This window comes from Devosia ureilytica (genome assembly GCF_024273195.1).
Lineage (GTDB): Bacteria > Pseudomonadota > Alphaproteobacteria > Rhizobiales > Devosiaceae > Devosia > Devosia ureilytica.
Window position 1 is genome coordinate 46,571 of sequence record NZ_JAMZCU010000008.1, and the last position, 13,142, is coordinate 59,712.

The window sequence follows — 13,142 nt, forward strand, 5'->3', positions numbered from 1 at the left end:
ATCGCCCCTATTGCGGCAGGACCTGCAGCGTTTCGGGCGCCGCCTGGGTCTGGGTGTTGTCGGGCATGGTCACGTTCTGGGCTTCGGAATAATCGGTGTTTCCAGACGCCTGAGAGCTGCCGGCCATGACGCTCTGTTCCTTGCCATAACGAATGAGGCGCACGGCCTGATTGGCGGTTGCCGGGCCGGCCTCCTCACGATTGAAGTCTGCCACCGAACGCAGGGTCAGGCTGAGCTGACCGCGCGTGGAGGCATTGACCAGGGTTTCGGCCTGCGCGGGATCGAGCTCCAGCGTTGCAATGGTGGAATTGTCAAAGGTCGTGGGCGTGGGGCTGGCTTCGGCACCGCTCTCGTCGCCGCCGCTGACGCCCATTTCCCCAAGCCGCTTGCCAAGGGCCAGAACGCGCACATTGGAAAGGATGACCTCGGAGCGCTGGCCGACCGCCGAAGAGGTGGTGAGCAGTACATCGACGTGATCATTGGGCACGACGAAACCGCCGGCGCTGGAGGCCGCGGTGACCGTGACCGAGACACCGCGCTTGCCTGGCAGAAGGACCGCCGAGAGATACCCCTGATCGGCCCGCACCAGCTTGGCCTCACGGATCGGTTCGCCGGGGAAGAATTCAAATCGCGCCACGGCGCCGTCCAACTGAACCGGCGCATCAGGCATGGTGGCAATGGTGACATATTCGGGACGTAGCGCGCCCTGGGGCCAATCCTGCCACTCGACCCGTTCAGCACTGAGGCGCTCTCCGACGCCGATCGGGGCCTTGGCCACCAGGATCTGGGTCTTGGCTTCCTCGACAACCTGAGTGACGACCTGGGTATCTGGCGCAGGCGCACGCCCCCCTCGGGTGACCAGAAAGGCCGCAAGCGACCCCGCCACCAAGGCTACCAACAACAGGATAATACGCGCCGGTCTCATGACCTACTCCGGTTGTACGAGCGCCGCCTGCGTCCACGTGGACACGGAGAGCCGCGCTATCCATTTCTGCGACACCGTTGATGCGGAAAAACGCTACAGAATTTTCCGCACGATGCACTGGACGGGCCAATTGCGCCCATTTCCACCGGCTGAACTATGGAACCAAAGGGTCAAGTTTTAGTTAATCAGAACTTTGCGAAAGGCGTTAACAAGTTATGAATGCTTGCTTTTTGCAAATGAGCAGCACCAAAGACGACAAAGGCACCCGCAGTATTTTGCGGATGCCTCTTGCAAGGAGTTGTCGGAAGGGATCAGGCGGCGAGGCGCTCGAAGATCGCCGTATTGGAATAGGTCAGCAGACCCGCCACCGCCATGGCAACGCCATAGGGAATGCCCTGTTTGTGATCGCGCAGGCGCTTGAGCCAGGGCATTGAGTCGACAACGTCGGGCATGGGCACGCGCCGCAGTACCAGAATGGCGAGGGTCAGCACACCGCCCAGGAGAGCGGTATAGGCCAGATAGGGCAAGGTCAGCCCAAAGCCGAGCCAAAGCGTGGTGGCTGCGGCCAGCTTGGCATCGCCGCCGCCAATCCAGCGCAGCGCGAACATGGTGAAGGCCACGACCAGAACCACAAAGGCGCAGAGCAGGTGCATGGCAAATTGCTGCAGCGGCATTTCAACCAGCAGCGCAACAACCATGAAACCGGCGACCAACAGGAGCACGAGCTTGTTGGAAATCCGCATGGTCAACAAATCGGACGACGCCGCAAACGCCATGGCGAGGGGAAAGAACATGAGGGCAATGGTTGACATAGGCGCGCTACCCCGGAGGAACCAACGTCGAACCAGTCTGGCAGACGGGACTTAAAAAAGCGGAAAGGGAAGGCCAAAGACCTTCCCTTTCCAATTCGCGCTTGTCTCCAGAGCAGACGCCGGCAGGCGCATGCTCCTGGACAACAGCTTACGGCATGTTGTTGGTCAGCGTGCCGGCGATACCGTTGAAGAGGTTACCCAGGCTGTCACCGAGAGCGGTCGCAGCGAGGATGATACCAACGGAGATAAGAGCGGCGATAAGGCCGTACTCAATAGCAGTCGCGCCCGACTCATCCTGCGCGAAACGTGCGAAAATTTTCATTCCCAGGCTCCTTTTTACACGTCCTCAGTGACGGCAGTGTCGGACCACGTCACACATCGAACATGAGCCAACGCTATCCATGACAGGTTGAAATAGCGTTAACCGGAGCCCGGCCCGCTTTACGACGCGCCAGCAAATTTTTCTTGATGATCAACACCTTACACAAATATATAAAAGTTTATCAATGTGAAAAGGTCCTAGTAGAGGGCCTTAGCCAGCCTCCGTATTACTACAGTGCGAGGATTAGGACCGCCCAGGCGTCAAACTCTAGTGACACTGTAAATGACAGGCTCGGCCGGGCACCAATCTGCCGGACGTTTGCCAAGTATTTACCATTCCGGAGGATCGTAGAGGTGTAGTACCAGTACCCGGGTTTCAGCCATGTTCCGTTTTGCCGCCATTGCCCTGTTGCTCAGCGCAACCCTTGCCGGGCCAATGCCTGCGCTGGCTCAGGACGGCGCGCCGATCAGCGTCAACGTCAACATGGCGCGCGTGCTTCGCATCAGCGCCCCGGCGGCAACGGTGATCGTAGGCAATCCCGGCATTGCCGATGTTACCATCCAGGACCCGCAGACACTGATCCTGACCGGCAGAAGCTACGGCCAGACCAATCTGATCGTGCTCGACAGCCGCGGTGAGCCTGTGGCCGATACGCTGGTGGAGGTGGTGCAAATGAGCGCTGGCGTGATGACGGTCTACCAGGGGCAGAGCCGCACGACGCTCGCCTGTGCGCCGGTTTGCCAGCCTGTGGTCATGATGGGTGACGACGCCGGGTTCTCGGGGCAAACACTGGCATCGTCGCAACTGGTGCAATCTGCCGCCAACTGAACCGCGTTCAGCCTTTATTTACCAAACTCAACCCCAGTCCCGATTGCGACGCACATCCTAACCATTGGGTTAGGGTATCCGCATAGTTTGGCCTCCTAGGCAATGCGCAGGGGTCAACGAGACCGTGTTCGGCAATTGGGGAAAAGCTCTGCAGCGGCAGGTGCGGCGACTGGGGCGTGACGAGCGCGCGGTCACGGCCGTGGAATTCGGCATGCTCGCCCTGCCCTTCTTCTCCGTTATCGGGGCCATCATGCAAACATCGGTGGTGTTTCTGACCGCACAGGTGCTGGAAAGCGCGGTGAACGATGCGTCGCGCGCCATTCGCACCGGACAGAGCCAGGCCGGAAATGTCACCATGGAGCAGTTCCGCAGCGATGTCTGCAGCCGCACCTATGGGCTCATTCCCGACTGCGCCGGCCTGCATGTGCGGGTCAATGTCATCACCAATTTCCAGGCGGCGAGCGCAGCGCCACCGCTTGCGAACGATTGCACCGCACCCTGCGACTGGACGGAAACCGAGACCTGGGGACCGGGCGGGGGCAAATCAGTGGTGCTGGTACAAGTCTACTATCGCTATCCGATCTTCGTGCAGCTTGGACCGCTCGGGATGTCGAACATGGGCGATGGGCGGCGGTTGATCGGGTCGGCCACCGTGTTCCAGAACGAGCCCTTTTCATGAGCGGGCGGATGGGAAACACCATGGCCCGCCTGCTGCGGTGGCTGCGTGCCGATGACGGCGTGGCCGCAGTGGAATTTGCACTGGTGCTGCCGATCATGCTGATGGTTTATGTGGGCACGCTGGAGGCCAGCACCCTGATCACCATGGACCGCAAGGTGCAATCGGTGGCCGGCGCCGTGGGTGACCTGGTGGCGCGAGCCGACGAAGAAATCAGTTCCAGCCTGATGCAGGACTATTTTGGCGCCGCCAGCGGGATCATGACGCCCTATTCGTCGGCCAATGTGCTCCAGGTGGTGACGGCCATAGACGTAGCCGACGACGGCACGACCGAAGTAATCTGGACGCGGCAATATCAAAACGGGGTCTATTCCGACGCCACGCCCCATACGGTGGGCGGGACTTTTCCTCTCCCCACGGAAATGACCAATATTTCCAAGGGTAGCATGGTGATTGCCGCTGAGGCTTCGTATTCCTACACGCCGCTTTTGGGCATTGTCATCAACACGCCGATCAATCTCTATCGCTCCAGCTTTTTCATGCCGCGCTTTGGGGGCGACATCGAGTTGAACTAGAGCAAGCGCGACGCCGTGATCGCTTTGGCCCAGGCGCTTCTTGACCAATCGCGTTTCGACGGATGCTCGCCTGCAAATGGCAGTTTTCGGCTGAGCCTGAGCTGAATAGCGATTGGTCCCAGGGCTGGCTTGCCCGGTCCGCCGCGCCATGCCACAAGCCGGGCACCTTTGACCCGATTGGCCCGGAATTGAGCATGCACGAGAGCGACACCATCATCCCCGTATTCGACCTGGGCGGCGTCTTTGTCGACTGGAACCCGATGTATCTGTTCCGCAAGCTGTTCGAGAGCGAGGAAGATGCGCTGTGGTTTCACCAGAGCATCTGCACCGGGGATTGGAACCTCGAATTTGACGCCGGCGAAATCTATGCCGAGGGCGTGGCCAAGCTGATCACCCGCTTTCCCAAATACTGGCGGGAAATCCAGGCGTTCGACACGCGCTGGAAGGAAACCGTCGGCGGGTTCATCCAAGGCACGGTCGACATCCACAACGAGCTGATCGAACAGGACATTCCGACCTTTGCGATCACCAATTTTTCCTGGGAGAAATGGGTGAGTTGCCTGGGCGAATGGCCGTTTCTTGAGAAATTCGATGGGGTGGTGGTGTCCGGCCTGGAAGGGTTGGTCAAGCCTGACCCGCGGCTTTATCGCGTGTTCTGCGAGCGCTATGGCCTGGCACCGGACGCCTGCGTATTCATCGACGACAGCGAGCCCAATATCGTGGCGGCACGAAAGTTCGGCATGAAGGGCGTGCATTTCAAGGAGCCGGGGCACCTGCGGGCAGACTTGATCGCACTGGGGCTGCCGCTCAAGGCGAAGTAGGGGCCTTTTCCCTTTCTTTCTTCTCCCCCTTGGGGAGAAGGTGGCGCGTAGCGCCGGATGAGGGGGATGCTGCCAGTGGAGTGGAATCGCGCCTTCTACGCTGCGGAGATATCCCCCTCACCGACTCGGCTGCGCCGAGCCACCTCTCCCCGAGGGGGAGAGGAACAAGGCGTCACTTGGTCCCGTACATGCGGTCGCCGGCATCGCCGAGACCTGGGACGATATAACCCTTCTCGTTGAGATGGCTGTCGATGGCGGCGGTAAAGACCGGCACATCAGGATGTGCCTCGGTGAAGTGCTTGATGCCTTCAGGTGCGGCCAGGAGGCACAAAAAGCGGATATTGTTGGCGCCGCGTTCCTTGAGCTTTTCGATAGCCGCGGTGGCCGAATTGGCCGTGGCCAGCATTGGGTCGACGACGATGATGAGACGATCTTCAAGGCTGGAGGGCGCCTTGAAGTAATATTCCACCGGCTCGAGCGTTTCATGATCGCGATACATGCCGATATGGGCGACGCGGGCGGCGGGAACCAGGTCCAGCATGCCGTCCAGCAGGCCATTGCCAGCGCGCAGGATCGAGGCGAAGACCAGCTTCTTGCCCTTGATCGCCGGTGACTTCATCGAGGCCATCGGCGTTTCGATGTCGATCAGTTCCAGCTCCAGATCGCGGGTGACCTCGTAGCACATCAAATGTGCAATCTCGCGCAGGAGACGCCGGAACCCGGCGATGGAGGTCTCCTTGTTGCGCATGATGGTCAGCTTGTGCTGGATCATGGGGTGATCGATGACCGTCACTTTGCCTTCGGTTCTGCTCATCTTTGTCACCTTGTTTCGTGTTGGTCGGGTTTCCGAACCGCAAACCGGCGGCCACTTCTGCTGGAAACGCTTCGAGGACTAAAGAAAGGATTTGCCGTGGCGGCCGGGAGGAAGACCCAGCCAGGCGGCGATGCTTTCACCTATATCAGCGAAGCTGGAGCGAATGCCAATCTCTCCGGGTGGCAGGGCTGGGGAAAAGACCAGGATCGGCACCTGTTCGCGGGTGTGATCGGTGCCCGGCCAGGTCGGGTCGTTGCCATGATCGGCAGTGAGAATGAGCAAATCGTCGTGGCGGAGTTTTGCGATCAGCTCGGGCAGGCGCGCGTCGAACAGTTCCAGCGCCGCCGCATAGCCGGGGACGTCGCGGCGATGGCCGTATTCAGAGTCGAAATCGACGAAATTGGTCATGATGAAGGCCCGGTCGGCGGCCATTTCCATGACGTCGAGGGTCTTGTCGAAGAGCTGGGGGATGCCGGTGCCCTTCAATTTGTGGGTGACGCCGGAGCCGGCATAAATGTCGGAGATCTTGCCGATGGCGTAGACCTGGTTGCCGGCGCCGGCATTGCGATCGAGCAGGGTCGGCTCAGGCGGGGCGATGGCGAAGTCACGGCGATTGCCGGTACGCCTGAAGGTGTCGGGCGTCTCGCCCACAAAGGGCCGGGCGATGACGCGGCCGATATTGAGCGGTTCGGTCAGCTCAAAGGCGATCTTGCAGATGTCATAGAGCCGTTCGAGACCGAAATGGGTTTCGTGGGCCGCAATCTGGAAGACGCTATCGATGGAGGTGTAGCAGATCGGCTTGCCGGAGTGGATACTCTGCGTGCCCAGCTCTGCAATGACGGTGGTGCCCGAGGCATGCTTGTCGCCCAGAATGCCGGGCAGTTCGGCGCGGCGGATAAATTCGGCAATCAGATCGGGCGGAAAGGTTGGTTCAGATTGCGGAAAATAACCCCACTCGAAGGGCACCGGCACGCCAGCAATTTCCCAATGGCCCGACGGCGTGTCCTTGCCTTTCGACACTTCGCGGCCAACGCCGAAGCGGCCACCCTTGGGCGTGGCGGAGAGATTGGGCGGGAGAGTGCCGGTCGAGAGTTTTATCGCCGCGCCGAGCCCCATGGCGTCCATATTGGGCACGTTGAGCGGGCCGGAGCGAAGACCCTCGCGGTCGGCTTTTCCGGCTGCGGCCCATTCGGCGATATGGCCGACAGTGTTGGAGCCTGCATCGCCATAATCGGCAGCGTCAGGCGCGCCGCCGATACCGACGCTGTCGAGCAGGCAGACAATGGCGCGGGGCATGGGATTACTCCTTTGGCACGATGCGATCCGCAATCAGCGGATTTTGCGAGGCGGCATCGCCAAGGCTGTAGGCCCGCTTGAGCCGCGCTTCGGCATCTCGGGCGCTGGCTTCGTCGGCAGCATGGATGCGGGCAATGGGGGTGGCCTTGTCGGCTGGAGCGCCGAGGGGGGCAAGACGGTCGAAGCCGACGCGGTGATCGATGGCATCGGTGGGCGTGGCGCGGCCACCGCCAAGGGCGACAACGGCCATGCCGACTGCGCGGGTGTCGATGGCGCTGACACTCCCCTGCCCGTCCGCAAAGACGTCGCGGATGATGGGCGCCGCGGCGAGGTGGGTGTCCATATGGTCGATGAAATCTTTGGGTCCGCCAAGGGCGGCCACCATTCTGGCAAAATGCTCGGTGGCGCGACCGCTGTCCAGGGCAGCATCGACCATGGCACGCGCCTGGTTGAGCGTGCTCGCCTTGCCGGTCATCAGGGCGATTTCGGCGCAGAGCGCCAATGTCACTTCGCGCAGCCGCGGGTCCTGATGGGTGCCGGTGAGAAAGTCGACTGCGTTGCGCACTTCAAGGCCATTGCCGGCGGCCGAGGCCAGCGGCTCGTTCATATCGGTGATCAGCGCCCCGGTCTTGAGGCCTGCGCCATTGGCGACGGTGACGAGGCTTTCGGCCAGCGCCTGCGATTTTTCCAATGTCGGCATGAAGGCGCCGGAGCCGGTTTTGACGTCGAGGACAAGCGCCCCAAGGCCGGCCGCGAGCTTTTTCGAGAGGATGGAGGCGGTAATCAGTGCGATGGATTCGACCGTGCCGGTGACATCGCGGATCGAATAGAGGGTCTTATCGGCGGGAGCCAGATCAGCGGTCTGGCCGATGATGGCGCAACGGGTCTCCTTCACGACCTTTCGGAAAAGGGCGTTGTCGGGGCTGGTGGCATAGCCGGGAATAGCATCGAATTTGTCGAGCGTGCCGCCGGTGTGGCCCAAGCCCCGGCCGGAAATCATCGGCACATAAATGCCAATGGCAGCCAGGATCGGCGCCAGCATGAGGCTGACATTATCGCCGACGCCCCCGGTCGAATGTTTGTCGGCCACCGGGCCATCGAGATCAGACCAATCGAGCACGGCGCCAGAGTCGCGCATGGCCAGGGTCAAGGCCACCCGCTCATCCATGGTCATGTCCTGGAAATAGACCGCCATGGCAAAGGCAGCTGCCTGCGCATAAGAGACCGTGCCATTGGCAAAGCCTGCAATGAACTGGGCTATGTCGTTCTTGGCGAGGGTTTCGCCGTTGCGCTTCTTGAGGATGACTTCTTGGGGGAGGAAGACCATGGGGCTCTATCGTTTGTAAAGGCGAACCGGCGGCTTGTCGGCGCGTGAGATGACCTGCTTGGCCTCGAGGTCGAGTTGCACCGCCTTGACCCACCAGCCCGCTTTTTCGCCACCCGGAAAAATGTCCTCAGGCAGCCTGGGCTTGACCGCAGCGATCAGATCGCTGACCGACATGCCGGGTGCCACATCTGGCAAGGTGGCAAGCACCGCCACCTTCATCGCGGCAAACTTGTCTGCGTCGACGCGATAGGTTTTGCCGGGCTGGCCGACATTCTCGATTTCGATCTTCTCGGCCATGGTTCAGGCTCCGTAGGGAATCCAGACGTTCTTCACCTGCGTTGCCTTGGCGAGGAAATAGTCGCCGGCAAAACGGGGGTCGGCAAGGTCGTAGTAAAGGCCGCGGCTGGTCCATGTCTGCTTGAGATTGCCCACTGAGGCCTTTTCGACCATGGCGGAGGTTTCGGCATTACCGGCACACCAAAGGCCGTCGACACCATCGTGCTCGGCCAGGGTTTTCGCCAGGGTGGCGCTGTCGCCGGTAACGATATTGACCACGCCCGAGGGCATGTCCGAGGTTTCGAGCACCTGGTAGAAATCGGTCATCGACAGGGGCGCACGGTCCGAGGGGACCAGAACCACCGTATTGCCCATGGCTATGGCCGGGGCCAGCAGCGCCACCGAGCCAAGCAGCGGACGCGAGGGCGGCGCGACAATGCCGAGCACACCAAGCGGCTCGATCATGGCTGTCGCCACCATGCGCTGGGGCGGGTTGTGCACGGCGCCATCATATTTGTCGGCCCAGCCGGCGAAGGCAAAGAGCCGTTCGACCGAAAGAGCGACTTCGGCAGCGCCGTCCTCGCCAGTCTGCGCCTTGATGCGGGCAGCGAATTCGTCGCAACGATAGTCGAGATTTTCAGCCAGGAAATAGAGGATCTGCGCACGGGTGTGAGCCGCTGTTGTGCCCCAGCCAAGGGCGGCACGGGCCGCCTCGACGGCATTGCGAATATCCTTGCGATTGCCGTCGCCCACTTCGCCCACTTCGGCGCCCGAGGGCGAGAAGACCGGACGATTATAACCGCTGTCGGGGCGGGTCTGCTTGCCGCCGATGTACATTTTCGCGGTCTGGTCGATGGCGGTGGAACCGAGCACATCGCCGGGTTTGACCGGAGCGAGGACGGGGGCAGGTTTCAAGTCCCTTTCCCAGCTTTGCTTGAGATAGGCGCCCATGCCCTCGCGGCCACCTTCGCGACCGTAACCAGATTCCTTGTAGCCGCCGAAGCCGACCGCCGCGTCAAAGTTGTTGGTGCCGTTGATCCACACCACGCCGGCCTTGAGCTTTGGTGCAATGTCGAGGGCGAGATTGATGTTCTCGCTCCACAGGGTCGCAGCGAGGCCGTATTTGGTGTTGTTGGCCAACGCCACTGCCTCTTCGGGCGTGCGAAAGCTCATGGCGACCAGCACCGGCCCGAAGATTTCCTCGGAGACCAGTGTATTGGCGGGCGAGACATTGGTGACCAAAGCGGGCTTGAGGAAGCATCCCTTGGCCGGCACAGTCCCATCGGGCTCGTAGACGACGGCGCCTTCGGCGACGCCCTTTTTCATCAGGTCCTTGATGCGCTCGACCTGCACAGGGGCGACCAGTGCGCCGATATCGACGGATTTATCAAGCGGGTCGCCAACGCGGAGCTTGGCCATGCGGGTCTTCACCTTGGCGATGAAGCGCTCCTCGATGCTTTCCTGCACCAAAAGGCGCGAACCGGCGCAGCAGACCTGGCCCTGGTTGAACCAGATGGCTTCGACAAGACCCTCGACGGCGCTGTCGAGATCGGCATCCTCAAAAACGATATAGGGCGATTTGCCGCCCAGTTCGAGCGACAGGCCCTTGCCCGAGCCGGCCGTGGCGGCGCGGATGATCTTGCCCACTTCGGTTGAACCGGTGAAGGCGATCTTGTCGATATCGGGGTGATTGACGATGGCGGCGCCAGTGTCTCCCTCGCCGGTGACGATATTGACCACGCCCTTGGGCAGGCCGACGCGCTCGCAGATTTCGGCAAACAGCAGCGCCGTCAGCGAGGTGAATTCGGCGGGCTTCAGCACCACTGTATTGCCGGCGGCCAGCGCCGGGGCAATCTTCCATGCCAGCATCAGCAGCGGGAAATTCCACGGGATGATCTGGCCGCAGACGCCATAGGGGACGGCGCCGGGGAACTGGCTCGACAGATGCGTGGCCCAGCCGGCGTGGTGGTAGAAATGGCGGGCGACCAGCGGAATGTCGGCGTCGCGGCTTTCGCGGATCGGCTTGCCATTGTCCATGCTTTCGAGGACGGCGAAGAGGCGCGAATGCTTCTGTACGGCGCGGGCGATGGCATAGAGGTACTTGCCACGCTCGTAGCCGGTGAGCGCACTCCAGGATTTGAAGGCGGCGCGGGCAGCTTTCACCGCGGCATCAACATCCTCGGCAGTGCCATCGGTGATGTCGGCCAATTTATCGCCGCTGGCGGGATTGTCGCTGGCAAAAGTCTTGCCGGGCTTGGTCCATTTGCCATTGATGAAATGGCCGAACTTCCGCCCGTGGCTATCGAGCCAGGCGATGGCCTGATCGGGTGCCTCGGGCGCCGGGCCGTATTCAAGGCTATCGAAAATCTGCGCGATCTTGTTCATAGGTGGCCTCCTCGCGAGTGCCTGAAATTTCGTGGTGGTGGAGGGTTCCCCCTCACCCGCCCTTCGGACGACCTCTCCCCGATGGGGAGAGGAATGGCTCCGTTCTCGTCCTTGGAGGGGAGCCCGTTATTCTTCTCCCCATCGGGGTGAAGGTGGCGCGCTAGCGCCCGATGAGGGGCGCCCCTAGACCATCGGCTGGCGATAATCCGCCGCGTAGTGCCCAGTCAGCCCATGTTCGAGCTGGCGTTCAATGTCCGTCAAAAGCGAGCTGGCGCCGAAGCGGAAGAGGTGCGGCTGGAGCCAGTGCGTCCCTAGTTCTTCCTTCATCAGCGCCATGTATTTGAGCGCGTCGCCGGCCGTGGCGATGCCGCCGGCGGGCTTGTAGCCGATCTCGATGCCGGTCTCCTCTGCGAACCAGCGGATCATGCGGATCATGGTCAGCGAGGTGACGAGGTTGGCGTTGACTTTTTCCTTGCCGGTCGAGGTCTTGATGAAGTCTGCGCCGGCCAGCATGCAGACAAGGGAGGCCTTGGCGATATTGGTCTGGGTGGCGAGTTCGCCCGTGCCCAGGATGGTCTTGATATGGGCGTCGCCGCAGGCCTTGCGGAAGGATTTGACCTGATCGTAGAGCGCTTGCCAGTCGCCGCGCAGGACCATGCCGCGCTCGATGACGATGTCGATTTCCTTGGCGCCATCCTTCACCGATGCCTCGATTTCGGTCAGCTTGGTCTCGACCGGAGCAAGCCCATGGGGGAAGGCAGTGGACACGGCGGCGACAGGAATGCCTGTGCCTTCAAGGGCTTGGACGGCAGTGTGGACGAAGGTGTGGTAAACGCAGACGGCGCCGGGGAGGATGCGGCGATTGCCCATGCCCAGTTGGTCGAGAATGTCGCGGCGGATCGGGTTGCGGGCCTTGGCGCAGAGGCGTTCGACGCGGCCGTCGGTATCGTCGGCGTTGAGCGTGGTCAGGTCAATCATGGTTATGGCCTTGAGAAGCCACGCTAATTGATAGTCCTTCTTGACGGTGCGGCGAGCACCGATGGAGCCGGCGCGGCGTTCCAGCGCCGAGCGGTTCATGCGGACGCGTTCGACCCAGTCCAGGTCCAGAGGGTAGCCAGGATTGCGTTTGTGAACGGCTTCTGAATGCGCGTTGTCGACGACCTTGAGACTCATAGCTCCTCCACCAGCGCGGGCATGAGTTTTTTCAACTTCTCCGCGCCCTGTACCGCCATGTGCTTGGTGTGCTCATGGCTGATATTTTCATTCGAGAGGCCCGCGCCCATATTGGTAATGGACGAACAGGCCCAGACTTTCATGCCCAGAAAACGCCCGAGAATGACTTCGGGTGCCGTAGACATGCCGACGGCATTGGCGCCCAGGCGAATGGCCATCTGGATTTCAGCGACGGTTTCAAAACTGGGGCCGGAGTACCAGAGGTAGACCCCCTCCCCCAGCCGATAGTCGAACCGCTCGGCCAGGACAGTTGCCTTGGCCCGCAGGTCGAGGTCGTAGCAATTGACCATGTTCACAAAACGGCGGTCCGTCGGCTCTCCGATCAACGGGTTCATGCCGGCATAATTGATGTGATCGGCAATCAGCATCAGGTCGCCGGGCTGGAAACGGTTATCGACCGAACCGGCCGAATTGGTCAGCAGCAGGGTTTGCGCGCCGAGGTCGGCCAAGGCTTCGAGCGCCGGGCGCATGGCGGCGGCATTGCCGTGTTCGTAATAGTGCTCGCGACCGGTGAGCACAGCGATGCGCTTGCCGCCCATATGACCGATGATGAGATCGCGCCCGTGGCCGGAAACGCCGCCGCCGGGAAAACCCTTCAGCTCGGAATAGGGAATAAGGACTTTGTCCTCCATCAATTCCCCGATGGCAGAGAGGCCCGAGCCCAGCACCAAGGCAGCGGTGATGGGTTCGCGACCGGCAATCTTGCGGATGGTCTTGGCGGGCTTGGTCATATGCGTCCTCCCGTCAGATCACAGTTTGCGAGCACCCCCACCCTTGATCCCTCCCCACAAGGAGGAGGGAAACGATGAACACTGCCGCCGCGATCTTGTGCATCCCTGTCCCTTGCGGGGA

14 protein-coding genes are annotated in these 13,142 nt (G+C 61.4%); 4 read left to right on the top strand and 10 right to left on the bottom strand.

Features of this window, described 5'->3' with window-relative positions; translation table 11 throughout:
* Positions 1-7: 7 nt before the first annotated feature.
* From cpaB to NIM87_RS17245, 3 genes are all read right to left on the bottom strand, one after another.
* On the bottom strand, positions 8-925 hold the full coding sequence (cpaB, locus tag NIM87_RS17235) for a Flp pilus assembly protein CpaB (RefSeq protein ID WP_254675951.1): 918 nt from the start codon (positions 923-925) through the stop codon (positions 8-10).
* A 311-nt stretch (positions 926-1,236) separates the two neighbouring features.
* A complete protein-coding gene (locus tag NIM87_RS17240) occupies positions 1,237-1,737 on the bottom strand; it encodes an A24 family peptidase (RefSeq protein WP_254675952.1) in 501 nt (166 codons plus the stop codon).
* A 148-nt stretch (positions 1,738-1,885) separates the two neighbouring features.
* Positions 1,886-2,059 carry a Flp family type IVb pilin gene (locus NIM87_RS17245; RefSeq protein WP_254675953.1) on the bottom strand — a complete coding sequence of 58 codons (174 nt, stop codon included), beginning with the start codon at positions 2,057-2,059 and terminating at the stop codon, positions 1,886-1,888.
* Positions 2,060-2,440: 381 nt separating this feature from the next.
* On the opposite strand from NIM87_RS17245, the gene NIM87_RS17250 reads away from it, so the two are divergent.
* The 4 genes from NIM87_RS17250 (at position 2,441) to NIM87_RS17265 (ending at position 4,959) form a co-directional block, all read left to right on the top strand.
* On the top strand, positions 2,441-2,887 hold the full coding sequence (locus tag NIM87_RS17250) for a pilus assembly protein N-terminal domain-containing protein (protein ID WP_254675954.1): 447 nt from the start codon (positions 2,441-2,443) through the stop codon (positions 2,885-2,887).
* 124 nt (positions 2,888-3,011) lie between these two features.
* On the top strand, positions 3,012-3,566 hold the full coding sequence (locus NIM87_RS17255) for a TadE/TadG family type IV pilus assembly protein (protein ID WP_254675955.1): 555 nt from the start codon (positions 3,012-3,014) through the stop codon (positions 3,564-3,566).
* On the top strand, positions 3,563-4,138 hold the full coding sequence (locus NIM87_RS17260) for a TadE/TadG family type IV pilus assembly protein (protein WP_254675956.1): 576 nt from the start codon (positions 3,563-3,565) through the stop codon (positions 4,136-4,138). The genes NIM87_RS17255 and NIM87_RS17260 overlap by 4 nt, the downstream gene beginning before the upstream one ends.
* Before the next feature lie 194 nt (positions 4,139-4,332).
* On the top strand, positions 4,333-4,959 hold the full coding sequence (locus tag NIM87_RS17265) for an HAD family hydrolase (protein WP_254675957.1): 627 nt from the start codon (positions 4,333-4,335) through the stop codon (positions 4,957-4,959).
* A 172-nt stretch (positions 4,960-5,131) separates the two neighbouring features.
* Here the strand turns inward: NIM87_RS17265 and upp are convergent, their stop codons facing one another.
* The 7 genes from upp to NIM87_RS17300 form a co-directional block, all read right to left on the bottom strand.
* The gene (upp, locus tag NIM87_RS17270) at positions 5,132-5,773 is read right to left on the bottom strand and encodes a uracil phosphoribosyltransferase (RefSeq protein WP_254675958.1); all 642 of its coding nucleotides are present in this window, start codon (positions 5,771-5,773) and stop codon (positions 5,132-5,134) included.
* 78 nt (positions 5,774-5,851) lie between these two features.
* A complete protein-coding gene (locus NIM87_RS17275) occupies positions 5,852-7,069 on the bottom strand; it encodes a phosphopentomutase (protein ID WP_254675959.1) in 1,218 nt (405 codons plus the stop codon).
* Positions 7,070-7,073: 4 nt separating this feature from the next.
* Entirely contained in the window at positions 7,074-8,396 is a 1,323-nt protein-coding gene (gene deoA, locus NIM87_RS17280; RefSeq protein ID WP_254675960.1) for a thymidine phosphorylase, read from the bottom strand.
* Positions 8,397-8,402: 6 nt separating this feature from the next.
* Positions 8,403-8,693, bottom strand: a complete 291-nt coding sequence (locus NIM87_RS17285; protein ID WP_254675962.1) for a DUF6958 family protein — start codon at positions 8,691-8,693, stop codon at positions 8,403-8,405.
* A gap of 3 nt (positions 8,694-8,696) precedes the next feature.
* Positions 8,697-11,057, bottom strand: coding sequence for an aldehyde dehydrogenase family protein (locus NIM87_RS17290; protein ID WP_254675963.1), 2,361 nt, complete (start codon positions 11,055-11,057; stop codon positions 8,697-8,699).
* Between the two features lie 183 nt (positions 11,058-11,240).
* On the bottom strand, positions 11,241-12,134 hold the full coding sequence (deoC, locus tag NIM87_RS17295) for a deoxyribose-phosphate aldolase (RefSeq protein WP_408640090.1): 894 nt from the start codon (positions 12,132-12,134) through the stop codon (positions 11,241-11,243).
* A gap of 92 nt (positions 12,135-12,226) precedes the next feature.
* Entirely contained in the window at positions 12,227-13,021 is a 795-nt protein-coding gene (locus tag NIM87_RS17300; protein WP_254675966.1) for a purine-nucleoside phosphorylase, read from the bottom strand.
* Positions 13,022-13,142 lie beyond the last annotated feature (121 nt).

Excerpts from the sequence above, each read along its gene's own strand:
- cpaB (WP_254675951.1), bottom strand. The coding sequence starts at position 925 with ATGAGACCGGCGCGTATTATCCTGTTGTTGGTAGCCTTGGTGGCGGGG.
- NIM87_RS17240 (WP_254675952.1), bottom strand. The coding sequence starts at position 1,737 with ATGTCAACCATTGCCCTCATGTTCTTTCCCCTCGCCATGGCGTTTGCG.
- NIM87_RS17245 (WP_254675953.1), bottom strand. The coding sequence starts at position 2,059 with ATGAAAATTTTCGCACGTTTCGCGCAGGATGAGTCGGGCGCGACTGCT.
- NIM87_RS17250 (WP_254675954.1), top strand. The coding sequence starts at position 2,441 with ATGTTCCGTTTTGCCGCCATTGCCCTGTTGCTCAGCGCAACCCTTGCC.
- NIM87_RS17260 (WP_254675956.1), top strand. The coding sequence starts at position 3,563 with ATGAGCGGGCGGATGGGAAACACCATGGCCCGCCTGCTGCGGTGGCTG.
- NIM87_RS17265 (WP_254675957.1), top strand. The coding sequence starts at position 4,333 with ATGCACGAGAGCGACACCATCATCCCCGTATTCGACCTGGGCGGCGTC.
- upp (WP_254675958.1), bottom strand. The coding sequence starts at position 5,773 with ATGAGCAGAACCGAAGGCAAAGTGACGGTCATCGATCACCCCATGATC.
- NIM87_RS17275 (WP_254675959.1), bottom strand. The coding sequence starts at position 7,069 with ATGCCCCGCGCCATTGTCTGCCTGCTCGACAGCGTCGGTATCGGCGGC.
- deoA (WP_254675960.1), bottom strand. The coding sequence starts at position 8,396 with ATGGTCTTCCTCCCCCAAGAAGTCATCCTCAAGAAGCGCAACGGCGAA.
- NIM87_RS17285 (WP_254675962.1), bottom strand. The coding sequence starts at position 8,693 with ATGGCCGAGAAGATCGAAATCGAGAATGTCGGCCAGCCCGGCAAAACC.
- NIM87_RS17290 (WP_254675963.1), bottom strand. The coding sequence starts at position 11,057 with ATGAACAAGATCGCGCAGATTTTCGATAGCCTTGAATACGGCCCGGCG.
- deoC (WP_408640090.1), bottom strand. The coding sequence starts at position 12,134 with ATGAACCGCTCGGCGCTGGAACGCCGCGCCGGCTCCATCGGTGCTCGC.
- NIM87_RS17300 (WP_254675966.1), bottom strand. The coding sequence starts at position 13,021 with ATGACCAAGCCCGCCAAGACCATCCGCAAGATTGCCGGTCGCGAACCC.